Source organism: uncultured Ruegeria sp., assembly GCF_947504215.1.
GTDB lineage: Bacteria > Pseudomonadota > Alphaproteobacteria > Rhodobacterales > Rhodobacteraceae > Ruegeria.
Map to the genome: position 1 here is coordinate 688964 of NZ_CANNGO010000001.1, position 24359 is coordinate 713322.

At 56.8% G+C, this 24359-nt stretch carries 21 protein-coding genes and 1 tRNA gene; 16 read left to right on the forward strand and 6 right to left on the reverse strand.

Annotated elements, in window-relative coordinates; all coding sequences use genetic code 11:
- Window positions 1–29 precede the first annotated feature (29 nt).
- Window positions 30–722 carry a metal-dependent hydrolase gene (locus Q1B21_RS03420; protein WP_299885875.1) on the forward strand — a complete coding sequence of 231 codons (693 nt, stop codon included), beginning with the start codon at window positions 30–32 and terminating at the stop codon, window positions 720–722.
- Between the two features lie 18 nt (window positions 723–740).
- Here Q1B21_RS03420 and Q1B21_RS03425 read toward each other — a convergent pair whose 3' ends face one another.
- Window positions 741–1205, reverse strand: a complete 465-nt coding sequence (locus Q1B21_RS03425) for a nucleoside deaminase (protein WP_299885877.1) — start codon at window positions 1203–1205, stop codon at window positions 741–743.
- Here Q1B21_RS03425 and Q1B21_RS03430 point away from each other — a divergent pair.
- The 14 genes from Q1B21_RS03430 to Q1B21_RS03495 all read left to right on the forward strand — a co-directional run bounded on the left by Q1B21_RS03430 (window position 1204) and on the right by Q1B21_RS03495 (window position 17175).
- A complete protein-coding gene (locus Q1B21_RS03430) occupies window positions 1204–2082 on the forward strand; it encodes a pseudouridine synthase (RefSeq protein WP_299885880.1) in 879 nt (292 codons plus the stop codon). The genes Q1B21_RS03425 and Q1B21_RS03430 overlap by 2 nt on opposite strands.
- 174 nt (window positions 2083–2256) lie before the next feature.
- Window positions 2257–3171: a 5-bromo-4-chloroindolyl phosphate hydrolysis family protein gene (locus Q1B21_RS03435; protein WP_299885883.1), complete on the forward strand. Its 915-nt coding sequence runs from the start codon at window positions 2257–2259 to the stop codon at window positions 3169–3171.
- Window positions 3172–3201: 30 nt separating this feature from the next.
- Window positions 3202–4392, forward strand: a complete 1191-nt coding sequence (locus tag Q1B21_RS03440; protein WP_298933416.1) for a toxic anion resistance protein — start codon at window positions 3202–3204, stop codon at window positions 4390–4392.
- A gap of 22 nt (window positions 4393–4414) precedes the next feature.
- Complete coding sequence (locus Q1B21_RS03445; RefSeq protein WP_299885886.1) at window positions 4415–5362, forward strand: DUF2927 domain-containing protein; 948 nt, start codon at window positions 4415–4417, stop codon at window positions 5360–5362.
- Between the two features lie 22 nt (window positions 5363–5384).
- Window positions 5385–6533, forward strand: coding sequence for an SPFH domain-containing protein (locus Q1B21_RS03450; RefSeq protein ID WP_299885889.1), 1149 nt, complete (start codon window positions 5385–5387; stop codon window positions 6531–6533).
- Window positions 6534–6574: 41 nt separating this feature from the next.
- Window positions 6575–7663 carry a TFIIB-type zinc finger domain-containing protein gene (locus Q1B21_RS03455; RefSeq protein WP_299885892.1) on the forward strand — a complete coding sequence of 363 codons (1089 nt, stop codon included), beginning with the start codon at window positions 6575–6577 and terminating at the stop codon, window positions 7661–7663.
- 87 nt (window positions 7664–7750) lie between these two features.
- Window positions 7751–8419 (forward strand): nitroreductase, encoded by a 669-nt coding sequence (locus Q1B21_RS03460; protein WP_299885895.1) that lies wholly within the window; start codon window positions 7751–7753, stop codon window positions 8417–8419.
- 42 nt (window positions 8420–8461) lie between these two features.
- Entirely contained in the window at window positions 8462–8902 is a 441-nt protein-coding gene (dtd, locus tag Q1B21_RS03465) for a D-aminoacyl-tRNA deacylase (RefSeq protein ID WP_299885898.1), read from the forward strand.
- The gene (locus tag Q1B21_RS03470; RefSeq protein WP_299885900.1) at window positions 8899–10002 is read left to right on the forward strand and encodes a DUF4147 domain-containing protein; all 1104 of its coding nucleotides are present in this window, start codon (window positions 8899–8901) and stop codon (window positions 10000–10002) included. The genes dtd and Q1B21_RS03470 overlap by 4 nt, the downstream gene beginning before the upstream one ends.
- 51 nt (window positions 10003–10053) lie before the next feature.
- A complete protein-coding gene (locus Q1B21_RS03475; RefSeq protein ID WP_299885903.1) occupies window positions 10054–12048 on the forward strand; it encodes a CocE/NonD family hydrolase in 1995 nt (664 codons plus the stop codon).
- 119 nt (window positions 12049–12167) lie between these two features.
- Window positions 12168–13754, forward strand: coding sequence for an ABC transporter substrate-binding protein (locus Q1B21_RS03480; RefSeq protein ID WP_299885906.1), 1587 nt, complete (start codon window positions 12168–12170; stop codon window positions 13752–13754).
- Between the two features lie 15 nt (window positions 13755–13769).
- Window positions 13770–14726 carry an ABC transporter permease gene (locus tag Q1B21_RS03485; protein WP_299079549.1) on the forward strand — a complete coding sequence of 319 codons (957 nt, stop codon included), beginning with the start codon at window positions 13770–13772 and terminating at the stop codon, window positions 14724–14726.
- The gene (locus Q1B21_RS03490) at window positions 14726–15541 is read left to right on the forward strand and encodes an ABC transporter permease (protein WP_298933484.1); all 816 of its coding nucleotides are present in this window, start codon (window positions 14726–14728) and stop codon (window positions 15539–15541) included. The genes Q1B21_RS03485 and Q1B21_RS03490 overlap by 1 nt, the downstream gene beginning before the upstream one ends.
- On the forward strand, window positions 15538–17175 hold the full coding sequence (locus Q1B21_RS03495; protein ID WP_299885909.1) for an ABC transporter ATP-binding protein: 1638 nt from the start codon (window positions 15538–15540) through the stop codon (window positions 17173–17175). The genes Q1B21_RS03490 and Q1B21_RS03495 overlap by 4 nt, the downstream gene beginning before the upstream one ends.
- Before the next feature lie 56 nt (window positions 17176–17231).
- On the opposite strand, the gene Q1B21_RS03500 is transcribed toward Q1B21_RS03495, so the two are convergent.
- Complete coding sequence (locus Q1B21_RS03500; protein WP_299885912.1) at window positions 17232–17732, reverse strand: thioredoxin family protein; 501 nt, start codon at window positions 17730–17732, stop codon at window positions 17232–17234.
- 175 nt (window positions 17733–17907) lie between these two features.
- On the opposite strand from Q1B21_RS03500, the gene Q1B21_RS03505 reads away from it, so the two are divergent.
- A complete protein-coding gene (locus Q1B21_RS03505; protein WP_299885915.1) occupies window positions 17908–18744 on the forward strand; it encodes an alkaline phosphatase family protein in 837 nt (278 codons plus the stop codon).
- A 12-nt stretch (window positions 18745–18756) separates the two neighbouring features.
- Here Q1B21_RS03505 and Q1B21_RS03510 read toward each other — a convergent pair whose 3' ends face one another.
- From Q1B21_RS03510 to Q1B21_RS03525, 4 genes are all read right to left on the reverse strand, one after another.
- Entirely contained in the window at window positions 18757–19680 is a 924-nt protein-coding gene (locus tag Q1B21_RS03510; RefSeq protein WP_299885918.1) for an alpha/beta hydrolase, read from the reverse strand.
- Between the two features lie 13 nt (window positions 19681–19693).
- A complete protein-coding gene (locus Q1B21_RS03515) occupies window positions 19694–21583 on the reverse strand; it encodes an acyl-CoA synthetase (protein ID WP_298933444.1) in 1890 nt (629 codons plus the stop codon).
- A 159-nt stretch (window positions 21584–21742) separates the two neighbouring features.
- The gene (locus Q1B21_RS03520) at window positions 21743–23563 is read right to left on the reverse strand and encodes an ABC transporter transmembrane domain-containing protein (RefSeq protein WP_299885922.1); all 1821 of its coding nucleotides are present in this window, start codon (window positions 23561–23563) and stop codon (window positions 21743–21745) included.
- A 265-nt stretch (window positions 23564–23828) separates the two neighbouring features.
- Window positions 23829–23902 (reverse strand) — tRNA-Gly (locus tag Q1B21_RS03525).
- Between the last annotated feature and the right edge of the window lie 457 nt (window positions 23903–24359).

Consider the following 24359-nt stretch of genomic DNA (forward strand, 5'->3'; position numbering starts at 1 on the left):
CGCCAACAGTATGATTGGGAGGATTATTTATGAAAATTATTTGGTTGGGCCACGGCAGTTTCCGCATCGAAACCCAAGGTCAGGTATTGCTGATTGACCCATGGCTGACCGGGAACCCGGTCCTGGGCGAGGCGCAGCATGACGCCGCCCTGGAAAGCGCCACGCATATCCTGCTGACGCACACGCATTTCGACCATGTTGCCGACGTTTTGTCCCTAGCTAAGCATCTCAACATACCCGTTGTCGGGCAATACGACCTAATGGGGTATTGGAGTGAAGCCGAAGGGATTGAAACAATTGGCTTTAACAAGGGCGGCACGGTGAACCTGAATGGCATCAAGGTGACAATGGTGCCCGCGTCTCACAGCTCGACCTTTTCAACACCTGACGGGCTGCGCACGGGTGGCAGCGAGGTCGGATTCATGATCGCGACCGAAGGGCATGTGGTTTATGTTTCGGGCGATACCGACATCATGGCCGACATGGATTGGATGGGATATTACTACAAACCCGATATCGGCATTCTGTCAGCGGGTGGACACTTTACCATGGACATGAAAGCGACAGCCTACGCGGCCGAGCGGTATTTCAACTTCAAGACGGTCATCCCCTGCCATTACAAAACCTTCCCCATCCTAGAGCAGTCGGCTCAGGCCTTGATCGAGGGATTGCCGGGGGTGGACGTGATCGAACCTCAGCTGATGCAACCCATCACACTTTGATTCAAGGGGCTTGCCGGATCAGTCCGGCAAGTTCTGCCTGCGCGCAGCAAAAAAGGCTTTCAAAAGTGATGCGGCTTCTTCGCCAGCAATACCGTCATAAACCTCGGGGATATGATGGGCCTGTTTGTGGGAAAAGACCCGTGCCCCGTGTGCAACGCCACCGGATTTCGGATCTGCCGCGCCATAGTAGATACGCCGAATACGCGCCGCGGCCAGCGCGGCTGCGCACATCGCGCACGGCTCCAAAGTGACGTAAATGTCGTGATCAGGTAACCGCTCGGACCCTGCCGCAGAGCATGCGGTCCGCAACGCCAAAATCTCGGCATGCGCCGTTGGATCGCTCAGTTCGCGCGTGCGATTTCCCGCCACAGACACGATCTGACCATCTGGCGCCACGATGACCGCACCGACCGGCACCTCGCCACGGTCGCCGGCTGCGCGTGCTTCTGCCAATGCATGGGTCATATGCGTTTTGAACGTCATGCCCCTGACTGCAACAGAAACCTGCCTTTCGCAAGCGGGCGGGATGCGCTATGGCCCACACATGAGCAATACCCCTCCTCCCGGCGACCGGATCGCCAAAGTGCTGGCGCGCGCGGGCGTCGCCTCGCGTCGTGAAGCCGAACGCATGATCGAAGCTGGTCGCGTCACCGTCAATGGAAAGGTGATCGACAGCCCTGCCCTGAATGTCACCGCAAAGGACAAGATCACCGTTGATGGCAAACCGGTGTCAGAGCCGGAACCCTCACGTCTTTGGCTATATCACAAGCCCTCGGGGTTGGTGACCACAACCCGCGACGAAAAGGGCCGAGCGACGATCTTTGACAAGCTTCCGGAAGATATGCCGCGTGTCATGAGTGTCGGACGGTTGGACTTGAACTCGGAAGGGTTACTGCTTTTGACCAATGATGGCGGCATCAAGCGCAAGCTGGAACTGCCCGCAACCGGGTGGCTGCGCAAATACCGCGTCAGGGTGAATGGCCGCCCGAAGGACGAAGACTTTGCGCCTTTAAGAAAAGGCCTTGTCATTGAAGGAGAGCGGTTTCAACCGATGACCGTCACGCTGGATCGTCAACAAGGTGCAAACGCCTGGCTGACGATTGGCCTGCGCGAGGGAAAAAATCGCGAGATTCGTCGCGCGATCGAGGATATCGGATTTACCGTAAACCGACTGCTACGCGTCTCATACGGCCCATTTCAGTTGGGTGATCTGAAACCTGGCGCAGTTGAAGAGATCCGTCGCCGGGTGATGCGCGAACAGTTGGGTCTGGATGCCGAAGCCGAACCCGCAGGAACAGCTAAGAGAGGGTCTCGCCCACAAAGAAAACGGGCACCCGTCGGCAAGAAACTTCGCAAGTGATGCGGGTTTGGCAACCTTCCCCCTAGCGCCAAGCCCTCGCATCTACTAAATTTTCTGCGAATGCTGCTATTGGGGGGCGACATGTCCGGAACCGGAGTGCAAAAACTGGCTTATGCGGCGCTGCTGGTGCTTTTGTTCGGCGTCTGTACCGGCGTCCTCGGGGGCTTGTAGCGCATGGCAAAACGGTACGGCGGAAAATTCAGCCCACAAGATGAACCTTCCTCAGACGAACCGCATCAGCGCGGGCAGTTCGAAGGTGCAACGGTCGAACCTGCGGGTGCGCGTGCCAATGTGTTGTTTGTTCCGGCTATACCCTTGGTGTTTTTGTCCCTGAATGATGGTGCCATCGGCATGACAATCGGGCTTGTGGCGGCAGGCTTGTTGACCGCCGCCGCATTCTTGCTGCGCGAGGGGTTGCGGGCTGAAGCTGCCTTTAAGGCCCGCCGCGCTGCCAGGCGACCTGCCTTTCCCCGCAAGATATTCTCCAGCGTGCTGACCGGTCTTGGTGCAGCGCTCGCATCCTACCGCAATGAGTTTCTGGATGCTGAGGCAGCATCACAGGTTAGCCTTCTGGCCCCGATCCTGTTTGGTGCAGTCGCAACCGTTCTACATTCAGTATCCTTTGGCCTGGACCCTATGAAAGACAAGGGGATGGAAGGCGTCGACACCTTTCAACAGGACCGTGTCGCGCGTGTTGTTGAAAGCGCCGAATCTCATCTGAGCGAAATGACCGATGCGATCAAACGCGCAGGTGATCGTCGGATCGAAGCACGGGTTGAACGCTTTCAGGACACCGCGCGTGATCTGTTCCGCACGGTCGAGGAAGATCCCCGTGATCTGGCAGGTGCCCGCAAGTATCTGACCGTCTACCTGCAAGGGGCCCGCGACGCGACGGTGAAGTTCGCGGATGTCTTTGCCCGCACCCGTGACAAACAGGCACTGGACGATTATTCGGCGCTGCTGGACGATCTGGAACAGAATTTCGCTGCGCGCACGCGCAAGATGCTATTGGATGACCGCAGTGATCTGACGGTTGAAATTGATGTGTTGCGCGAAAGGCTGCAACGCGAAGGCGTCCGGTTGGATTGACCGGCCATTATCTGAATGAGGAACATCCCCATGTCCGACGAGATCAAGAACAAGGCGGTCCAGGCAGAAACGCTTGTACAAGAAGTCACCGCAGTTGCGTTGCCCGAACCAAAAGCCGAAGTCATCTCGCTTGAAGATGCCGATGAACCTGTCAGCGCTGAGATTCGCAAGCGAATGGATGAAATCGACATGGAGAACACCAACTCGATTGTCTCGTTCGGATCGTCCGCGCAGTCCGAGTTGCAAGAAATCAGCCAAGCCATGCTTGCGGATGTACGCAACAAGGACGTTGGACCTGCTGGCGACAGCCTGCGAAACATCGTAACGACAATCCGCGGGTTTTCGATCAGCGAGCTGGACGTCCGCCGCGAGCGCAGCTGGTGGGAAAGATTGCTCGGCAAGGCCGCGCCGTTTGCCAAGTTTACTGCACAGTTCGAAGATGTTCAGGGCCAGATCGACCGGATCACAGATGATCTGCTGGGGCACGAGCACACGCTGCTGAAAGACATCAAGTCGCTGGACTTGCTATATGAGAAAACCTTGGGATTTTACGATGAACTGGCGTTGTACATTGCCGCAGGTGAAGAAAAGCTGACCGAACTCGACAGCCATGACATTCCGGAACGAGAGGCCGCGGTTCAGGCCGCACCGGAAGAAGAGCAGGTGATGAAAGCGCAAGAGCTGCGCGACATCCGCGCCGCACGCGACGATCTTGAGCGTCGGGTCCATGATCTGAAACTGACACGGCAGGTAACGATGCAATCGCTGCCCTCGATCCGCTTGGTGCAAGAGAACGACAAGTCGCTGGTGACCAAGATCAACTCGACACTGGTCAACACCGTGCCGCTTTGGGAAACACAACTGGCGCAGGCTGTAACCATCCAGCGCAGCGCCGAAGCTGCTGCAGCGGTGCGCGATGCCAATGACCTGACCAATGAATTGCTGACTTCGAACGCTGCAAACCTGCGCGAATCCAACAAGATGATCCGCGAGGAGATGGAACGGGGCGTCTTCGACATCGAGGCCGTTAAACAAGCCAATGCGGATCTGATCGGAACCATCAACGAAAGTCTGGCGATCGCGGACGAAGGCAAGGCCAAACGCGCCGCCGCCGAAGAGGAACTGCAGAAGATGGAGGCCGAACTGCGCGATACGCTAGCATCCGCCAAGGCGCGCAAGGATGGTACAGGCGACAACGCCGGAACCGCTGTTCCGGGATAAAGGTAGACGGGGCGTGCAGCCAATGAGATCACTCAGGTTGGGGCTAAGTGCCGCCTCGTTTTTGGCGTTGGCCAATTGCGAGGAAGCGCTGACAACACCTGTTGTTCCCGAGCCTCGCCCGGCTGCTCCTGTCGCTGTGCCTGTCGCTTATGTCCCTCCGTCGGCGGCCAGTCAGGATCTGGCCCGGTTCTACAAACGCGTTGAACGCGATTTGCTGACACGTGGCTTGCTGCGCACCGATGGAGGAGGCCCGGATACGCCTTATGACGCCGATGATCTTGCACGGAATTTCGAGGCGATCGCGTTCTACAGCGAATATCCCAATCACAGCGTATCAATTGGCTCGCGCCAGACAGATGGTCAGCTTAGCCGCTGGTCTGGACCTGTGCGCATCAAAACCGAATTTGGCCCTTCGATCTTACCGTCAACGCGTGAAAAGGATGCCGCACAGGTTAAGTCTTTTGCCAGTCGTCTGGCCAAGCTCACCAACCACCCGGTTTCGACGGTCAGCCGAAAAGCCAACTTCCATGTCTTTTTCGCCGGGAAGGACGACAGCGCATATGTCGTGAAACGGTTGAAAGAATTGATCCCGGGAATCAGCCAGGCCTCGTTGGAACTGGTTGCCAACCCTCGGTCTAATTTTGATTGTTTCGTATTCGCTTCTGCCACTAACGCGTCACCATTCAAATATGTACGCGCCGTGACTTTGATCCGGTCCGAGCTGCCTGATCTGGTGCGGCGGAGCTGCATTCACGAAGAAATTGCTCAGGGCCTGGGATTGTCCAACGACAGCCCGGCCGCGCGACCATCGATCTTCAACGATGATGATGAGTTTGCGTTGCTAACCAGCCATGACGAGAAACTGCTGACAATGTTGTATGATCCGCGTCTGGAGCCTGGCGTCTCGGTCGATCAGGCCCGACCTGTGGTGCGGATCATTGCACGTGAAATCATGGGGCAGCCGCTCTGACCCCAAGGACAGGAGAACCCAAATGGGAATTTTCGATTTTCTGACCGGAGAATTCATTGATGTCATTCACTGGGTGGATGACAGCCGTGACACAATGGTCTGGCGGTTCGAACGTGAAGGGCACGAAATCAAGTATGGAGCCAAGTTGACCGTTCGCGAAGGTCAAGCAGCTGTGTTTGTGCACGAAGGGCAGTTGGCGGATGTGTTCACGCCGGGTCTTTACATGCTTGAAACCAACAACATGCCCATCCTGACGACGCTGCAGCATTGGGATCATGGGTTCCAGTCTCCGTTCAAGTCGGAGATCTACTTCGTCAATACGACACGGTTCAACGACCTGAAATGGGGTACAAAAAACCCGATCATGCTGCGGGATCCAGAGTTCGGTCCAACGCGCATCCGCGCCTTTGGTACGTATACAGTTCGCGTCAAGGACCCGGCGAGATTCCTGGTCGAAATCGTCGGCACCGATGGCGAATTCACCATGGACGAGATCAGTTTTCAGATCCGCAACATCATCGTTCAGGAATTTAGCCGTGTCATCGCAGGCTCGGGCATCCCAGTGTTGGATATGGCCGCGAACACGGCCGATCTGGGCAAGTTGATCGCGGCCGAAGTCTCACCCGTTCTTGACGGCTATGGGCTGGATATGCCCGAGTTTTATATTGAGAACATTTCGCTGCCACCAGCTGTCGAGGCCGCGCTGGACAAGCGCACCTCGATGGGTCTGGCAGGAGACTTGGGCAAATTCACCCAGTATTCGGCAGCAGAGGCAATGACAGCGGCTGCAAACAACCCCGGACAAGGCGGTGGCATGGGCGCCGGTCTTGGTATGGGGATGGGCATGGCGATGGCGCAGCAATTGTCGAATATGACAGCGGGCCAACCCAGCGGCCCTTGGGGATCGTCCGCCCACGCTGCCCAGCAACCACCAGCGCATGCGGCACCGCCGCCACCGCCTCCGGTCGAGCATGTGTGGCATATCGCGGCTGACGGTCAGACAAGCGGGCCGTTTTCGAAGGCCAAGATGGGCCGCATGGCGACCGACGGTGAGATCACGCGCGATACGCATGTTTGGACAGCGGGCCAGGATGGTTGGAAAAAGGCTGGTGATGTTCAGGAATTGGCGCAGTTGTTTACGATCCTGCCGCCTCCACCTCCGGGCGCTTGATGCCCACCGACTAGCATCGTGCCAGCAAACAAGGCGGACAAATGACTGAAGAACACCGCTTTCCCTGCGACCAATGTGGGGCGGATTACCGCTTCAATCCGGGTGACGGCACCCTGAGCTGTGACCATTGCGGTCATTCCGAGCCGATCAGCACCGGCCCATGGGGCGGTGCCAGCTTGCGTGAGTTGGATTTTGACGCGGCCATCGCCGACCGCCTGCCCGAAAGCGAGATTGAGGAAACCCGGGTACTGTCCTGTCCGAACTGTGCCGCTCAGGTCGAGTTCGATCCGGACACGCATGCAGCCGAATGTCCGTTCTGCGCCACGCCGGTGGTGACGGATACCGGGGTCAGCAGGCATATCAAGCCGAAAGGTGTGTTGCCGTTCGCGTTGGACGAACGCGCCGCTCATAAAGGCATGAGTGATTGGTTAGGTGGTCTGTGGTTTGCCCCCAATGGGCTGAAAGACTATGCCCGAAAAGGGCGCCGGATGCAGGGTATTTACGTGCCCTACTGGACCTTCGATGCGGACACAAAGTCCAGCTATCGCGGCGAGCGTGGCGTGGTGTACTATGAAACCCGCACGGTGATGCGCGACGGCAAACGCGTGCAGCAACAAGTGCCAAGAACCCGTTGGACACCTAAGTCAGGACGTGTGGCGCGGTTCTTTGACGACGTTCTGGTATTGGCGTCGCGCTCTCTCCCCAAAAAATACACAGATGCGCTTGAGCCTTGGGACTTGCCTGCATTGGAACCCTATCAACCCGAGTATCTGGCGGGTTTTCGGGCCGAGGCCTACACCGTTGAATTGCGAGAGGGTCACGCCGAGGCGCGCGCCTACATGGCGCGGGTAATCGAGCGGGATGTGCGTTTCGATATCGGAGGAGACCGGCAGCGCATCCATGCCGTGGACACCGACGTCCGGGATGTTACTTTTAAGCACATCCTGCTGCCAGTTTGGATGGCCGCCTACAAATATCGCGGGCAAACCTATCGTTTCGTGGTGAACGGGCGAACGGGTCGTGTACAGGGAGAGCGCCCCTGGTCCGCAATCAAAATCACCATCGCTGTTGTTCTGAGCCTGCTGATTGCTGCCGGTGTCGGTTACATGGTGGCGACAGGGCAACAATAACCCTTGCCCGCCAGACACCCACGCCCCCTTGAACATCCTTTGGTCCGAAGCCATCCTCCGCGTCGCGAGTTTGGGGAGAAAGCCGCTGTGACAATATCCGTACTGAATACCCTGCTTGAGGATCGGCATTCCTGCCGTGCGTTTCGTCCCGACCCGGTCCCCAAGGGTCAGATCGAACAAATCCTGACCAGCGCCTCGCGTGTTCCAAGCTGGTGCAATGCGCAACCATGGCATGCGGTGATCACCAGCGGTGAGGAAACGGACACCTTCCGCCGCGCCATGCGGATCGAAGCCGAGACAGGCACTCCCACCCCAGATCTGCCTTTTCCCACGTCGTATTCCGGTGTCTATCAGGATCGCCGACGCACCTGCGGCTGGGCTTTATACGAAGCAACCGGTGTCGAACGCGGTGATCGCACCGCATCTGCGCGTCAAATGATGAAAAACTTCACTTTGTTTGGTGCACCGCATTGCGCCATTGTCTCTAGCCCTGTGGAACTGGGCGCTTATGGTGCTTTGGATTGCGGCGGGTTTGTCACGGCATTTACCCTGGCCGCTCAGGCGCTCGGCATTGCGACAATTCCACAAGCGGCGCTTGCCAGCTATAGCCCGTTTTTACATCGCTATTTTGATATCCCGGATGACCGGTTGATCTTGTGCGCGATTTCATTTGGCTATTCAGACACAGACCACCCTGCAAACGCTTTTCGAACGGATCGCGCGGCTTTGGGTGACATTGTCGACTGGCGCGGATAAACCTTCCCATCAAACAGACTTGCACAACATCAGAGGTTCAATTTGCGCGCGCTGCTACAACGCATTTCCCATGCCAAGGTCTCGGTCGATGAGGTTGTTGTCGGACAATCAGGACCTGGGTTGCTAATTTTTGTGTGTGCGATGCAAGGTGATGACGAACAGCAGGCCGCGAAGCTGGCCGCCAAGGTTTCAAAGCTACGCATTTTCAAGGATGACGCTGGCAAGATGAACCGCTCGATCGTAGACAGCGGCGGATCTGCTCTTGTCGTCAGCCAGTTCACATTGGCCGCCAACACCGCTAGCGGCAACCGCCCTGGCTTTTCCGAAGCTGCTGCGCCGGAAACAGGTAAACACTTGTACGACGTTTTTGGCCAATACCTGGTATCGCACGGGATTGCCGTGGAAAAGGGGCAATTCGGCGCTGATATGGCTGTTGAGTTGCTCAATGACGGGCCTGTAACAATCTGGATGGACAGCCAATGACCCAAGCAGAACAAGCAATCAAACTGTGGCAGGCTGGGGTCGCGGCGGTCGACGGGTACACTGCAACACAATCCGCTTTGTCGGACGTCCCGAAACCCGATCGTATTCTGGCCGTCGGGAAACCCGCCGCAGCGATGGCGCGCGCAGCGTTGGATCATTTCGGAATCGTTCCCACCCTTGTGGTCACCAAGGATGATCATGGCCGGAATCTGCCTGACGGCGTTGAGGTCATCGAAGCCTCTCATCCCGTGCCTGACGGCCGAAGCCTTGCAGGTGGGCGCGCTTTACGCCTAGCTGCTGAGGCAATGCAGCCGGGCTCGCATCTGCTGCTTTTGGTCTCGGGTGGGGCGTCGTCGTTGGCCGAGGATCTGTTGCCGGGAAACTCGCTTGAGGATCTTGAGGCCCTGAACAGGAGTTTGCTGTCCGAAGGTCTGGATATCACGGCAATGAATGCAAAACGTCGCGCGATGTCCCGTGTCAAAGGCGGTGGATTGCTGTCACATTTTACGGGCAAAAAAGTAACGGTTCTGGCGATATCAGATGTTCCGGGGGATAATCTTCACGTCATCGGGTCGGGGATTGGCGCATTGCCAGATACCTACACCTTCGAGGCCACAACCCGTATTATCGCATCAAACGCACATGCCCGAGCTGCGGCAACAAATGCGGCGCAGGTCGCCGGGTTCACCGTGCACGCGGATGAAGAGGCCCTGCACGATGATTATCTTGCTGTGTCTGCGTATCTGGGGTCGCGATTGCGGCAGATGGACCCCGGCGTGATGGTATTTGGTGGTGAGCCGACGGTGGTTCTGCCCGACAACCCGGGGCGCGGCGGTCGAAATCAGGCCCTTGCCCTTGCTTTGGGGCGCGAGATATCCGGCGTCTCTGGAATCACGGTGGTTGTTGGTGGCACCGACGGCACGGATGGCCCGACAAACGCGGCAGGTGGGATCGTTGATAGTTCAACCTGGGCCGAGGGGGCCGAAACAGCATTAGAAAACGCCGATAGTGGCAGCTATCTGGACAATGTTGATGCTTTGCTTGTGACCGGCCCAACGGGCACAAATGTCATGGATCTGGTTGTCGCAATAAGAAGGTAGTTTGACGTTTTTACCCTGTCCTATGACCAACAGGACCCGGAGACTGCCACAATGACGTCTGCACCCAACTCGCTAAGTGAGATCGAGGAAATCGCCGACTTAGGCATTCAATTATCTGATGGGTGTCGCCTGTCTGCTCGGGTATGGCGACCCACGGACGTAGATCAGTCTCCGGTTCCGGCAATTCTGGAATATCTCCCCTATCGCAAACGCGATGGCACCGCCGCACGGGATGAACTAACCCATCCGTGGTTCGCCAAACGCGGCTACGCCTGCATTCGTGTGGATATGCGCGGCAACGGCGATAGCGAAGGCTTGATGACCGATGAGTATACCCAGCAAGAACTGGATGATGCTGTCGAAGTTATTCAGTGGCTGACGGATCAACCTTGGTGCAGTGGCTCGGTTGGGATGATGGGAATCAGCTGGGGCGGCTTTAACGCATTACAGGTCGCCGCGATGCGACCCGACCCGCTTAAGGCCATCATCACCCTATGTTCGACAGCGGATCGGTATGCAGATGATATCCACTACAAGGGTGGATGTCTGTTGAACGAAAACCTCGGGTGGGGCGCGACGATGTGGTCCTATTCCTCGCGTGCGCCCGACCCCGAGTTACGCCCGAACTGGCGTGAGCTATGGTTGGATCGGTTGGAGAACGAGCCGTTTTTGCCGTCAGTTTGGTTGCGGCATCAAACACGCGACGACTACTGGCGACATGGCTCGGTGTGCGAAGATTTTGGGGCGATCCGTGCAGCGACGCTCGCGGTTGGTGGCTGGGGGGACGCGTATAAAAACACCGTTCCGTTGCTCATCGAACAGTTGAACACTCCGGTTAAGGGCATCGTTGGTCCCTGGGTTCACAAATACCCGCATTTTGCAGTGCCAGAACCCCGGATTGGCTTCCTTCAGGAAGCGTTGCGGTGGTGGGACCATTGGTTGAAAGACGTAGACACCGGGGTGGAAAACGATCCGGATTACCGGGCCTATGTGATGGACGGTGTGCGCCCTGAACGTTGGTACGCCGAGCGGGCCGGTCACTGGATCGCAGAACCTGATGGTGCGACATCTCAACTGCCCACTGTGACCTTGCCCATTTCGGATGCGGGGTTCGGTCAGGCCGGTCATTTGAATGTGCGCATACGCTCGCCCCAGCATTGCGGCATGGATGGCGGCGAGTATTGCGCCATCTGGTTGGGCCCTGACATGCCTGGCGACCAGCGGACCGATGATTCATTGTCGGCCTGTTTTGACAGCGAACCGCTGGGCGATACCATGGACATCGTAGGCGCACCGCGGGTGCGACTGACGGTCAGCACCGACAAACCGCAGTCTCAGATCGCGATACGCCTGAACCATATTCATCCCGACGGCGCCACGACCAGAATCACCTACGGGGTTCTGAACCTCGCGCACCGGGACAGCCATGCAGACCCCGCGCCGCTAACACCCGGCGAACCTTATCAAATTGAAGTTGACCTGGATCACATTGCCTACCGTGTCCCTAAGGGGCATCGGTTGCGCCTGTCTGTCTCCAGCGCATATTGGCCGTTGATCTGGCCCTCTCCAGAGATGGCCGAGCTGCATTTGACAGCGGGCGAGGTTACGATCCCGCAGCGGGAACCTGTGTCGTCTGACGAGTGCGTGTTTCCTCCGCCTGATTCTGAAGAGCCGCGGAAAGTCAAAACCTTACGGGAAACATTGAATTCCCGCCGTGTCGAAACGGATATGAATACCGGAGAAATACGTCTGATCATCGAAGATGATTTTGGTCTTGTCGAAGATTGCGCGCATGGGTTGATAAGTGGCGGTTCTGCACATGAGATTTGGTCAATACGTCCCGATGACCCGCTTTCTGCACGGGGCACCTGTGACTGGATCCAGGAACAAAAACGCGGCGACCTGGAATTGAAAACTGCGACAAGTTGCGAGATGTGGTCTGACGCCGAAAATTTCTATCTGCGCGCTTCGATAAACGCCTACGAAAACGAAGTGCTATTGTTTTCAACGCTCAAGGAGGACACGATAGCGCGGAACAACTTGTAGATCCAACCACTAAGGGCAGGACTTTAAACTTGCCCGGCAGGTTGAAATGCGCCAACGTTGACTCAAGCGTCAATAAAAAGTCCGCAAAGGGCTATAACAAACCAAAGGGAGATCTTTGCATGAACGACCAACTCACTCACATGACCGGACAAGTGACGGCAGGAAAACTAACACGCCGCGAATTCATGGGGAAAGCGGCCGCCCTTGGGGTCACTGCCGCGATGGCCAGCACAATGTTCGCAGATGCCGCCCGCGCTGCAGGCGCCAAAAAGGGTGGTGATCTGAAATTTGGCCTGCAGGGCGGCGAATCTACGAACTCGCTCGACCCGGCAACCTATGCCAGCTCGGTTCCGTTCCAGAACGGCAAGCAGTTTGGCGACCAACTGGTTGAGGTGGCACCTGACGGTACAATCGAGCCACGCCTTGCCGAAAGCGTTGAAGGCAGTGCAGACGCCAAGGTCTGGACCTTCAAGCTGCGTCAGGGTGTCGAGTTTCACAACGGCAAGACCATGACCAGCGAAGACGTTCTGAAGACGATGGAGCGCCATTCGAACGAAGACTCCAAGTCGGGTGCCCTCGGCATCATGAAAGGCATCGAGTCGATGAAGGCTGATGGCGACAACTTCCAGGTCACCCTGACCGAGCCAAATGCCGACCTGCCCTATCTGATGGCTGACTATCACCTGATCATTCAGCCCGATGGCGGCATGGACAACCCTGCAGCAGGTATAGGTACCGGCCCCTATAAGCTGGAAGTTGATGAACCGGGTGTACGCCACCTGTTCACCAAGAACGAAAACCACTGGAACAGCGATTTCGGTAACTTTGACAGCGTCGAAGTGGTCGTCATCAACGACGCGACAGCGCGTACTGCTGCGCTGCAATCCGGTCAGGTGCACGCGATCAACCGGGTTGAACCAAAGGTTGCCGACCTGCTGGGCCGCGCGCCCAATCTGACGGTGAATTCGACGGCTGGTCGTGGGCACTATGTGTTCATCATGCATTGCGATACGGCACCGTTCGACAACAATGAACTGCGACTGGCACTGAAATACGCCATCAACCGCGCCGACCTGGTCGACAAGGTCCTGCGCGGCTACGGCTCAATCGGGAACGACATGCCAATCAATGCGGCATATCCGTTGTTTGACGAGACAATCGAACAGCGCGAGTTCAGCATCGAGAAAGCTGCAGAACACTACAAAAAGTCCGGTCATGATGGCTCACCCATCATCCTGCGTGTTGCAGATGGTGCCTTCCCAGGTGCCGTCGACGCAGCAGCGCTGTTCCAGCAGACCGCTGCTCAGGCTGGTATCCCGCTGGAAATCAAGCGTGAGCCCAATGATGGATACTGGTCCGAAGTTTGGAACGTTCAACCGTTCTGCGCGTCGTACTGGGGTGGCCGTCCGGTTCAGGATCAGATGTATTCGACCGCATATCTGTCCACCGCAGACTGGAACGACACCCGGTTCAAGGTTCAGGCGTTCGACGACATGCTATTCGCGGCCAAGGCGGAGCTGGACGTTGAAAAACGCAAGGGCATCTACAGCCAGATGGGCCGAATGGTCCGCGACGAAGGCGGCCTGATCTGCCCGATGTTCAACGACTTTGTCGAGGGTATCAGCAACCAGCTGGACGGGTGGGAATCTGACCCGACGCAAGAGATGATGAACGGTAATATATCCCGCAAAATGTGGTTCGTCTGATACGGACAACGGATCATGCATCCTATCATCAAACTGGTTTCCCAGCGCCTGGCGCTGGGAATCCTATTACTGCTCGGCGCTTCGGCCTTGATTTTTGGCCTGACCGAAGCCCTTCCCGGAGACGCCGCGCAAGCCGTCCTGGGGCAGTCCGCAACCCCCGAGGCCCTTGCAAACCTGCGCGAAGAGATGGGTTTGGACCGTCCCGCATTGACCCGCTATGTCGAATGGCTGACAGGCATCCTGCAAGGTGATCTGGGTCAGTCGCTCACCAACAAGCTCGATATCGCTGACAGTATCGGAAAACGACTGGGAAATACGCTGTTCCTGGCGTGTGTTGCCGCGATCGTCTCGGTTCCGCTTGCGATTTTTCTGGGCCTGTTGGCCGTCCGCTACCGCAACCGTTGGCCGGACAAACTAATTTCAGCGATCACGCTGACAACGGTTTCGATCCCCGAGTTTCTCATTGGTTATGTGCTGGTGTATTTCATTTCGGTAAAGCTGGGGTGGTTTTCGTCCCTTGCAATGGTCAACGATTCCATGTCGTTGGGGCAAAAACTGTATGCAATTGCGCTGCCGGCGTTGGTTCTGACACTCGTGGTTCTGGCGCAGATGATGCGTATGACCCGGGCCGCAATTTTGAACCTGATGCAGTCTGCGTATATCGAGACTGCCGAACTCAAAGGACTGTCCACCTTTCAGGTTATCGCCAGACACGCCTTTCCAAATGCCATTTCACCAATCGTAAACGTTGTCATGTTGAACCTGGCTTATCTGGTGGTCGGCGTTGTCGTGGTTGAGGTTGTGTTCGTCTATCCCGGCATGGGGCAATACCTTGTCGACGCCGTGACCAAACGCGATGTGCCGGTTGTTCTGGCCTGCGGCGTAGTCTTCGCGGCCGTCTACATTGGCCTGAACATGGTCGCGGACATTGTGTCTATCCTTGCGAACCCAAGACTGAGGCACCCGAAATGATGAAGAATATTCCTATTTCGGCAGCCATCGGTCTGTTTTTCACTGGCACCTACTTTTTGGTGGCCATCGCCGCGCCTTTGATCGCGCCTTACGGAATGGCCGAAGTGGTTGGGGACGTCTGGGAACCCGCCAGTGCCAAACATTTACTGGGAACCGACAATATCGGACGCGATCTGCTGACCCGCATGATCTATGGTGGCCGTACCACGATCTTTATCGCGGCGGCTGCGACGCTCCTTAGCTTTCTGACCGGTACGTCACTTGGACTGCTTGCAGCAGTTATGGGCGGCTGGGCTGATCAGGTTCTAAGCCGGGCGGTCGATCTGGTCATGTCGATTCCCACGCTGATTCTGGCGCTGGTCATTCTGGCAATTGTCCCTGTGACCGTTCCGATCCTGATCCTTGTGATGGGCCTTTTGGACGCCACACGCCCCTATCGTTTGTCGCGATCTGTCGCGGTGGATATCAACGTGATGGATTATGTCGAGGCCGCCAAACTGCGTGGTGAGGGCCGGGTCTGGATCATCTTCCGGGAAATTCTGCCCAACGCGCTGTCACCATTGGTGGCAGAGTTCGGTCTGCGGTTCATCTTTATGGTGCTGTTCATTTCGACCCTGTCGTTCCTGGGTCTGGGCGTGCAGCCGCCGCTGGCAGATTGGGGCGGTATCGTGAAGGAAAACAAAGATGGCATCGTCTATGGCATCGGCGCAGCACTATACCCGGCCGTCGCGATCGCGACACTCGCCATCTCGGTCAACCTTGTGGCTGACTGGGTGCTGAACCGTACAACTTCGCTGAAAGGAGGCCGGGGATGAGTGATACCCTTCTCAAGGTCCGCGACCTCAAGATCGGCGCGACTGTGTATCCGCCGGGTGAAAAACCCCATGACATTGAAATCGTGCACGGGGTCAGCTTTGACCTCGCGCCCGGCAAAGTCTTAGGGCTAATTGGCGAATCCGGGGCCGGCAAATCCACCATTGGCTTAGCATCCATGGCTTACGGTCGGGGCGGTGTTGAAATCACTGGCGGCGAAGTCTGGGTCAATGGGCGGGATATCCTGAAATCTCCGCTTGGCGACATCCGCAAATTGCGCGGGGGCGAAGTAACCTATGTTTCGCAATCCGCAGCGGCGTCCTTCAACCCTGCCAAAAAAATCATGGATCAGGTTGTCGAAGCCGCGGTCGAACAGAAAAAATTCTCGCGCAAGGAAGCCGAAAAGCGCGCGCGCGAGCTGTTCGCCAAACTGGGGTTGCCTGATCCGGACAATATCGGGGATCGGTATCCGCACCAGGTTTCCGGTGGGCAGCTACAACGTTGCATGACCGCCCTCGCCTTGTGTCCCGAGCCGGATCTCGTGGTGTTTGACGAACCCACAACAGCGTTGGACGTGACCACCCAGATCGACGTTCTGATGGCGATCAAAGAAGCCATTCGCGACACTGGTGTTGCCGCTCTCTATATCACTCACGACCTTGCTGTTGTGGCGCAAGTCAGCGACGACATCATGGTCCTGAAAATGGGCAACACGGTCGAATACGGCAGCACGGATCAGATCATCAACAAACCGCAGGAAGAGTACACCCAAGCGTTGGTCTCGGTCCGCTCGATCGAACATGAAGAGAAACAGCCCACGCCGGACCCGGTGCTGAGCGTCGACGGGATCACCGCACGCTACAAGGGGCTGAACTTCGACGTGTTGCACAACGTCAATGTCGAGCTTCATCCAGGACAGACATTGGCTGTTGTGGGCGAATCCGGTTCGGGCAAATCCACGTTGGCGCGGGTGATTACAGGTCTACTACCGCCCAGCGGCGGTGAGATCACATTTGCAGGGCGCAAGCTTTCGGCGGATCTGGCCGGACGTTCGCGTGAAGATCTGCGTGAGCTGCAAATGATCTACCAGATGGCGGATGTTGCGATGAACCCGCGCCAGACCGTCGGGACAATCATCGGTCGGCCGCTGGAGTTCTATTTTGGCATGCGTGGTGCGGAAAAGCGCAAGCGGATCATCGAACTGCTGGATGAGATCGAACTGGGCGAAAAGTTCATGGATCGCTATCCGGCAGAGCTGTCGGGCGGTCAGAAACAGCGTGTCTGCATTGCCCGTTCGCTTGCAGCCAAGCCCAAGATGATCATCTGTGACGAAGTAACATCAGCATTGGACCCGCTGGTCGCAGATGGCATCCTGAAACTGTTGTTAGATCTGCAAAAGATCGAGGACGTGGCCTATCTGTTCATCACCCACGATCTGGCGACGGTGCGCGCCATCAGCGACAGTATCGCGGTGATGTATCAGGGTCGCGTGGTTCGCTATGGTCCCAAGAGCGAGGTCCTGAGCCCGCCATTTGACGACTATACCGACCTGTTGCTTAGTTCGGTGCCCGAGATGCATCTGGGATGGCTGGAAGAGGTCGTTGCGCATCGAAAAATGGAAAGCGCCGGGAACTAAGCCCGCATATCAACACTTGAACCCGGCGCGTTTCGACACGCCGGGTTTTGTTTTTCTCACGCAGTGCTGCCGTATCGCTGCTGATGTCGGACCAGTAGCTCGCTTAACTCGTCCCGGTACCGCATGCCGCTTAACGTTTGCAGCAACCTCCCATCACCGTCGAACAACAGCAATGTCACGTGCGGCACGCCATAACGGTTGGCAAAGGTTGCGCCCTTTGTCTGACTGACATCCGCAACCAGATACACCAAATCGCATTCACCAAATTGCTTCATCGCATTTCGGGTTTCGCGTTGCAGGGCAGTACATGTCGCACATTGCGGATCATGCACCTGAACCACCACCGGTTTGCCTTGACCGATCCGCGTAAGATCCTGCTCAGCCTGCATCGCGTTTACCGATCGCATCATCCAGAAACCGCCGCCGCCAATTGCCACGGCGGCAACGCCAACATGCCGCGCCCAGCGCAATACATCGCGACGAGAGGGGTTTTGCTGCGCCTCAGACTTTTTTGCCCTTTGTTTCTGGGCTTTCTTGCGTTTGGAGATTTTGGCCATGAGTCATCCAGAGCTGGTTTGCGACAAGAACAACAATAGTGTCCGTCGCCATTGATGCGGTTCACAATTTCGACAACACAATTATGCTGTTTAAGCGATAATACTGTCGCTTTTCTGACAGCCAAACGGCGTGCTTGAAACCACAACACGCAAAACAGAAGTGGAAAGGCACAGCATGGATCGCAAAATTCTACTGATCATTCTGGACGGAGTTCCGTATCGCAACTTTCGCCGCCTTTTTGGTAACCTGGAAGGCTGGGTTCAAAACGGTGAGGCGCGCGTCTGGAAACATCGCGCGGTTCTGCCGTCGATTTCTGCCAGTTGCTATGCTTCGATCCATACCGGTGTGAAGCCGCAGGAACATGGCTGTACCGGCAATGGGAATGTATTCCGCCTGGGCCACAAGGACGTGTTCAGCCAGGTGAGAGAAGCCGGGGGCAAGACCGGCGCCGTAACCCACAGCTTCTGGTCACAGTTTTTCAATCGCCATCCGTTCGACTATGTGCGTGACGTCGAATATGACGAACCAGATAGCCAGACGATCAACCACGGTCGCTTTCACTCGATGACCGGCTATGGCAAGGACAATCAGATGACGCCGTCGGACGTGGATCTTTTTGCCACGCTGACCAATCTGTGCCTGCGACACGGGCTGGATTACGGCATTCTGCACAGCTGTACGCTGGACAGCATGGGGCATCGCTATTTTCACGACTGTCAGGAAATGGACCATGCGTGCTTTGTGATGGATGAAATGTTGGCCCCTTTCATCCCCCGGTGGCGCCAATTGGGATACGAAGTGATCGTGACCGCAGACCACGGACAGGACGAGCGTGGACATCACGGCGGGTGCGGTGAGCTACAGCAAGATACGGCGCTTTACTATTTCGGTGATGCGCAAGGCCCTGATCCGGACACGGTCATTGACCAGCTGCAACTGGCACCGACAATATTGAAACGCATGGGCGCCCCGGTTGCAGAGACAATGCAGGCCGAGCCGTTTCTGAAGTAATCCGGCGGGGCATCAGTCGTAGGACCAGATGCCCTGCCCCAAAGCCTCGATCGCGACCGAGATTCTTTCAAAACTGTCAGACGCGCGTTTGACCGTTGTTCGGGCGCGAAGATACCCGTGAACAAGGCCCGGTTCGTTGATCCAATGCGCTTTGCCCCCTGACGCTATGATTTTCTCACAATACGCCGGTCCATCATCGCGCAGTGGGTCACAGTCGGCGGTGATGACAACAGTTGGTGGAAGCCCCGAGAAGTCGGTATCATTCAAAGGGGCATAAGTTGCATCCCTCTCGGGTTTCGTTTCCCCAAAGCGAAGCTTTTCGTAGAACTGGATGTCTTCGAGCGTCAGAAGCGGCGCATAAGCATGTTCAACATACGACCCTTGCGTCCTGTCACCGCCCAGACCCGGATAGATCAGCACTTGCCCTAAAACATGCCCTAGCCGCCCGCGCGCGCGATGCGCGACGGATGCTGCCAGATTACCGCCGGCGCTGTCGCCTGCAAGAACGATGGGATCGCCAAATTCGCTGGCAGCCCATTCGACGGCGGCCCAACTGTCGTCAAACTGCGCCGGATGCACATGTTCCGGGCACAACCGATAATCAACAGCCACAACGCGATACCCAGTTTGCACGCAAATCTCGGCACAGACGTCATCGTGGCTGTCGAGACCACCCAATATGAAGCCGCCGCCATGGAAGTAGACAACGCTTCGGGTCGGATCTCCGGCTGTGTAAACGCGAACCGGGACGCCGTCGGCGGACCGGTCCTGCGTTTTTACTTGATTGGGTCGGGGTTGGCGAAAGTCCTGACACATCGTGTCATAAACCCGGCGTTGATCGTCTATGGACAGGTCAACCGCATCGTCGGGATAGCTTTCAGCCGTCCGTCTTATGAACGCCCAGGTTTCTTCATCAATCAGACGTTCATAATCCATAGCCCCTCCGTGATCAGGCTGCCCACTCCCATGGCCGGGTGAACGTTCCCAGCACTGTGCTGACATCGTCTTCGGAGGAGCCGTTCGCGTCAAGCTGTGCGACAAGCCCACGCTTTTTGTCATCGATGACCGAGACAACCCGCGCATCGACGCCCGCTTTTTCAAGCGCGCCGTTGTAGATACGGGTAATCGCGTTTTTGCGCAGATCAGGTTTGAACACCTTGCCAACGGCGGTTTTTGGCAACTCTGTCAGAATCGTCATGTGCTTGGGTTGCGCGGCCCGTTCGTGGACGTGGACTGTGCAGTACTCCAGCAACTCTTCTTCAGTCACGCTGGCACCGTCGACGAGTTCTACAAAGGCACAAGGCACTTCACCTGAATGGGCATCCGGTTGGCCGATGGCGCCCGCAAAGGCGACCGCCTCATGGCCCAGCAATGCCTCTTCAATCTCTGCCGGGTCAATGTTGTGGCCGCCACGGATGATCAGGTCCTTGGCGCGCCCTGTGATCCACAGATACCCATCCTCGTCAAATCGACCCAGATCGCCCGTGCGCAGATACTTGTCGAAATGATAGAGGTTCGCGTTCTTTTCCGCCTCGGTATAAGTGTTGCCCGCGTAGACGCCAGGGTTCGATATACAGATCTCGCCGATCTCGTCAGCACCACATTCCTTGGGACCATCTGGCCCATCCTGCAGGATTTTGACATCCGTATAGGGGAACGGAATACCGATTGAGCCGATCTTCTTCTCGCCATCCACCGGGTTACAGGACACAAGGCAGGTGGCCTCGGTCAGGCCATAGCCTTCGACGATCGTGACACCAGTTGCTTCTTCGAAACGTCGGAACAGTTCCACGGGTAAGGGTGCGGAGCCCGAAAACGCGGTTTTCACGGATGAGATATCCGCATCTACCGGGCGCTGCATTTTGGCCGAAATCGCCGTTGGAACCGTGATGATGAACGACACCTTCCAGCGCTCGATCAGCTTCCAGAAATTGTCAAATACGCCGTCGCCGCGATACCCGGCCGGTGTCGGGAAGATGACGTGCGCGCCGGATGAGACGGCGGCCATCATGATCACATGCACCGCGAAGACGTGGAACATGGGCAGCGGGCACATGATCACGTCATTTTCGTCAAACAGCAGCGTATTTCCCAGCCAGCCATTGTAGACCAGCCCGGAATACTTGTGTTGCGCGACTTTGGGCATGCCCGTGGTCCCACCAGTGTGGAAGTAGCAGGCCACACGATCTTCTTTGCTGTCTTCAAATGTCAGGCTGGTCGGCTGTTTGGCCAACTCCTGATTGAAACTTTTGTAATCCGCATGGGCCAGATGCTCTTTGTCACCCATTTTGGGACGCAGGAAGGGCACCAGCCAGGATTTCGGTGGCGTCAGGTAACGGTTCAGGTCGATTTCCAGAATTGTGTTGACCTTGGGCGCGTGGCGGACGGCTTCTTCAACCTTTTGTGCCACATCTGTCTTCGGGAAGGACTTCAGCGTCACCACAACCTTAGCTTTGGTTTCGCGTAGAATGGAGGCAATCTGTTCAGGTTCCAGCAATGGGTTGATCGGATTGACGATCCCCGCCACGGCGCCGCCCATCATGGTCACAAGCGTTTCGTTGCAATTGGGCAGAACATACGCCACCACATCCTTTTCACCCACACCGAGTGACCGGAACAGGTTGGCTGCCTGATTGACTTTGCCCAGCAAGTCGGACCACGTCAGTGTTTCGGCCTTATCATTCGGGCCCGAGAACAGCTGGAAACTGATCGCCTTGTGGTTTGGAAACTTACCTGCTGTTCGCGACAACAACTGATGGAACGTGACCGGGAGATCGCGATCCTCCCAGGACATTTCCTGCTCCATACGTGCTTTGTCTTCTAGACCCTCAAATGCCATGTGGCTCCTCCCCATTTTTTCTCCCATGCGCGGCACAGGGTTTTTGATCTATCCTAGGATGGGACCATATCCTTGTCGGCGCAAGCAAGGGCTTAGCGTCGGATTTCTGGAAAATGTAGAATGACGCTGCGGCGGATCGCCATTTGTCGGTACGTCACTTCATTCTGCGGCGACGCCATCCGTGAATTGAAGACGGGCCAACCGGGCATACAGCCCGTCCTGTGCTACAAGATCTTCATGGGTGCCTTGTGCCACGATCTGCCCGGCCTCTAGCACCACGATCCGGTCGGCCTTTTTGACCGTCGCCAAGCGGTGCGCAACGATCAGGGTCGTACGCCCGGCGCGCATTTGATCCACGGCGCCCTGAACGGCACGCTCGCTTTCAGCATCGAGGGCCGACGTCGCCTCATCCAGCAACAGGACCGGCGCATCGCGCAGAATGGCACGGGCGATCGCAATTCGTTGTTTCTGGCCACCGGACAGCATCACGCCACGTTCTCCGACAAAACTGTCATAACCTTCTGGCAATGCCGCAATGAAGTCATGTGCCGCAGCCGCGCGCGCGGCCGTCTCAACTTCGGCATCCGTAGCATCCAGTCGGCCAAAGCGGATGTTTTCGCGGGCCGAAGCAGCAAAGATCACCGGGTCCTGCGGAACCAACGCCATTTGAGCGCGAAAATCTGCGCGATCCAGGTCTCGCAGGTCTTGGCCATCCAATGTGACGCGACCAGAGTTCGGGTCATAGAACCGCTGGATCATCTGGATCACGGTTGTCTTGCCTGCCCCCGACGGACCTACAAAAGCAACAGTTTCGCCCGGGTTCACTTGAAGCGATAGATGGTCCAGCGCGATTACATCAGGGCGTGCGGGATAGCGGAAGGTAACATCTTCAAACCCGATTTCACCGCGCACGGGTTGCGATAGCGACCCGGCTTGCATCGGATCGGACACCGTATCCTCGGCATTCAGCAATTCAATCAGGCGTTCGGTAGCGCCGGCAGCGCGCTGAAGCTCGCTCCATATCTCGGACAAGGCAGCTACGGAGCCTGCCATGATGATCGAGTAGATCACGAACTGGATCAGCACGCCCTCGGTCATGACACCGTTGCGGACGTCATTCGCCCCCATCCACAGCACGCCGACGATACCGGAAAAGACCAGGAAGATCACGATGACTGTCAGTACGGCTCGAGTCCTGATGCGCCGTAGTGACACCACATAAGACGTCTCGGTCATATCACCGAATTGTTTGCGACTGGCTTGTTCGTGGGTGAACGCCTGCACCGTCTGGACAGCCCCCAGCGCTTCGCCCGCATTGCCCGAAGACGCCGCGATCCAGTCCTGGTTTTCGCGGCTGATGACTCGCAAACGACGGCCCAGAACCAGTATTGGAACGACAACGATTGGGATCAACAACAGGACAAGACCAGTCAACTTGGCAGAGGTCAGCAGCATCAATACCAGCCCGCCGATGAACATCAGCATATTCCGCAACGCGATCGAGACAGAGGACCCCAGAACCGATTGAATCAATGTCGTGTCCGTCGTGATCCGGCTAAGCACTTCGCCGGTCATAATGCGCTCGTAGAATTCCGGGCTCATACCGATCACACGGTCGAATACGGCCTTGCGAATATCCGCCACCACTCGCTCACCTAGCCGGGTGACCAGCGTATACCGAATCCCGGTGCCAACCGCGAGGATGGCGGCAATCCCCAGCGCAGCCAGAAAGTACCAATCCAGCAGCTCGCCATCCTGAATGCGGAAGTTGTCCACCACGCGACGGACAGCCAGCGGCAGGGTTAGTGTCATGCCCGCCGTCAGTATCAAAGCCAGCGTGGCACCGATCATCAACCATTTGTAAGGCAGCATGAAGGGCCAGAGAGACGCCAGCATGCTCAGCTTTTTCGATCCGGGCCGTTCCTCGCTGGCGCCGGGGGCCGGCGCGTTTGCTGGGTTGGCGGTGGTCTTTCGTGCCATATCGGGCCCTTACGCTCCAAACGGTCCTGAGTGGAAGCTTCTTGACCCTAGCAGCACCTGTGGTCAAGCAGCACAACACTTTTGGCGGCTTGCACGGGCCATTTGACGCAGAGATTGGGGAGATATTCTGGAGCGGGTAGACGGAATCGAACCGACATAATCCGCTTGGAAGGCAAGCGCGTTTGTTTTTATTTGTTAAATAAAAACAAGTACTTGGGAGGCATGATAGTTGTCATTTTCAGATCTTGTGTCGGAAAATAAAACTTGGAGCGGGCGGCGGGAATCGAACCCGCGTCATTAGCTTGGAAGGCTAAGGTCTTACCACTACACAACGCCCGCTCAACAGTGACATCACCTATTTCATGTGAATTTTGACGTCAAGAGCGCGTTTCAGCTCAAAGCAACATTGTTGGCTCGTTTTAGCCTTCGGCCCTTAGCTGCCGTCTAAATCTGCAAAATGCTGCATCTGATCCAAAGTCCGCCTCCTGTGCATTGCCACCGTCGCTCAGGTCCAGTCCTGCACTCGCAGCGAATGGCGGACTTGTGGTCACTTTTGACCAGTTTAGGTGCCATTCCGTGAAGGTCGGAATCCCTAGCAGACATTGCACCGCTCCTTACTGAGAACTTTTCTGATTGGCCTCAATGCCTGACGGCGGACACCCGGAAGCCGCCCACTCCTTCGACGCACCGAACTTGCCGATGCAGACGCGGACCTTCCCAAAATTGAGGGACAGTGGTTTTCCACCAATCGGCACGCACGAAGCGGCCCGAAAAGACGCGATTCTGCGCGTGTCTG

Bases quoted from the DNA above. Each gene is read 5' to 3' on its own strand.
- Q1B21_RS03430 (WP_299885880.1), top strand. From the start codon at position 1,204: ATGCCCCTGACTGCAACAGAAACCTGCCTTTCGCAAGCGGGCGGGATG.
- Q1B21_RS03495 (WP_299885909.1), top strand. From the start codon at position 15,538: ATGAGTGATACCCTTCTCAAGGTCCGCGACCTCAAGATCGGCGCGACT.
- Q1B21_RS03420 (WP_299885875.1), top strand. From the start codon at position 30: ATGAAAATTATTTGGTTGGGCCACGGCAGTTTCCGCATCGAAACCCAA.
- Q1B21_RS03425 (WP_299885877.1), bottom strand. From the start codon at position 1,205: ATGACGTTCAAAACGCATATGACCCATGCATTGGCAGAAGCACGCGCA.
- Q1B21_RS03470 (WP_299885900.1), top strand. From the start codon at position 8,899: ATGACCCAAGCAGAACAAGCAATCAAACTGTGGCAGGCTGGGGTCGCG.
- Q1B21_RS03450 (WP_299885889.1), top strand. From the start codon at position 5,385: ATGGGAATTTTCGATTTTCTGACCGGAGAATTCATTGATGTCATTCAC.
- Q1B21_RS03440 (WP_298933416.1), top strand. From the start codon at position 3,202: ATGTCCGACGAGATCAAGAACAAGGCGGTCCAGGCAGAAACGCTTGTA.
- Q1B21_RS03500 (WP_299885912.1), bottom strand. From the start codon at position 17,732: ATGGCCAAAATCTCCAAACGCAAGAAAGCCCAGAAACAAAGGGCAAAA.
- Q1B21_RS03485 (WP_299079549.1), top strand. From the start codon at position 13,770: ATGCATCCTATCATCAAACTGGTTTCCCAGCGCCTGGCGCTGGGAATC.
- Q1B21_RS03475 (WP_299885903.1), top strand. From the start codon at position 10,054: ATGACGTCTGCACCCAACTCGCTAAGTGAGATCGAGGAAATCGCCGAC.
- Q1B21_RS03445 (WP_299885886.1), top strand. From the start codon at position 4,415: ATGAGATCACTCAGGTTGGGGCTAAGTGCCGCCTCGTTTTTGGCGTTG.
- Q1B21_RS03455 (WP_299885892.1), top strand. From the start codon at position 6,575: ATGACTGAAGAACACCGCTTTCCCTGCGACCAATGTGGGGCGGATTAC.
- Q1B21_RS03480 (WP_299885906.1), top strand. From the start codon at position 12,168: ATGAACGACCAACTCACTCACATGACCGGACAAGTGACGGCAGGAAAA.
- Q1B21_RS03435 (WP_299885883.1), top strand. From the start codon at position 2,257: ATGGCAAAACGGTACGGCGGAAAATTCAGCCCACAAGATGAACCTTCC.
- Q1B21_RS03505 (WP_299885915.1), top strand. From the start codon at position 17,908: ATGGATCGCAAAATTCTACTGATCATTCTGGACGGAGTTCCGTATCGC.
- Q1B21_RS03520 (WP_299885922.1), bottom strand. From the start codon at position 23,563: ATGGCACGAAAGACCACCGCCAACCCAGCAAACGCGCCGGCCCCCGGC.
- Q1B21_RS03490 (WP_298933484.1), top strand. From the start codon at position 14,726: ATGAAGAATATTCCTATTTCGGCAGCCATCGGTCTGTTTTTCACTGGC.
- Q1B21_RS03515 (WP_298933444.1), bottom strand. From the start codon at position 21,583: ATGGCATTTGAGGGTCTAGAAGACAAAGCACGTATGGAGCAGGAAATG.
- Q1B21_RS03510 (WP_299885918.1), bottom strand. From the start codon at position 19,680: ATGGATTATGAACGTCTGATTGATGAAGAAACCTGGGCGTTCATAAGA.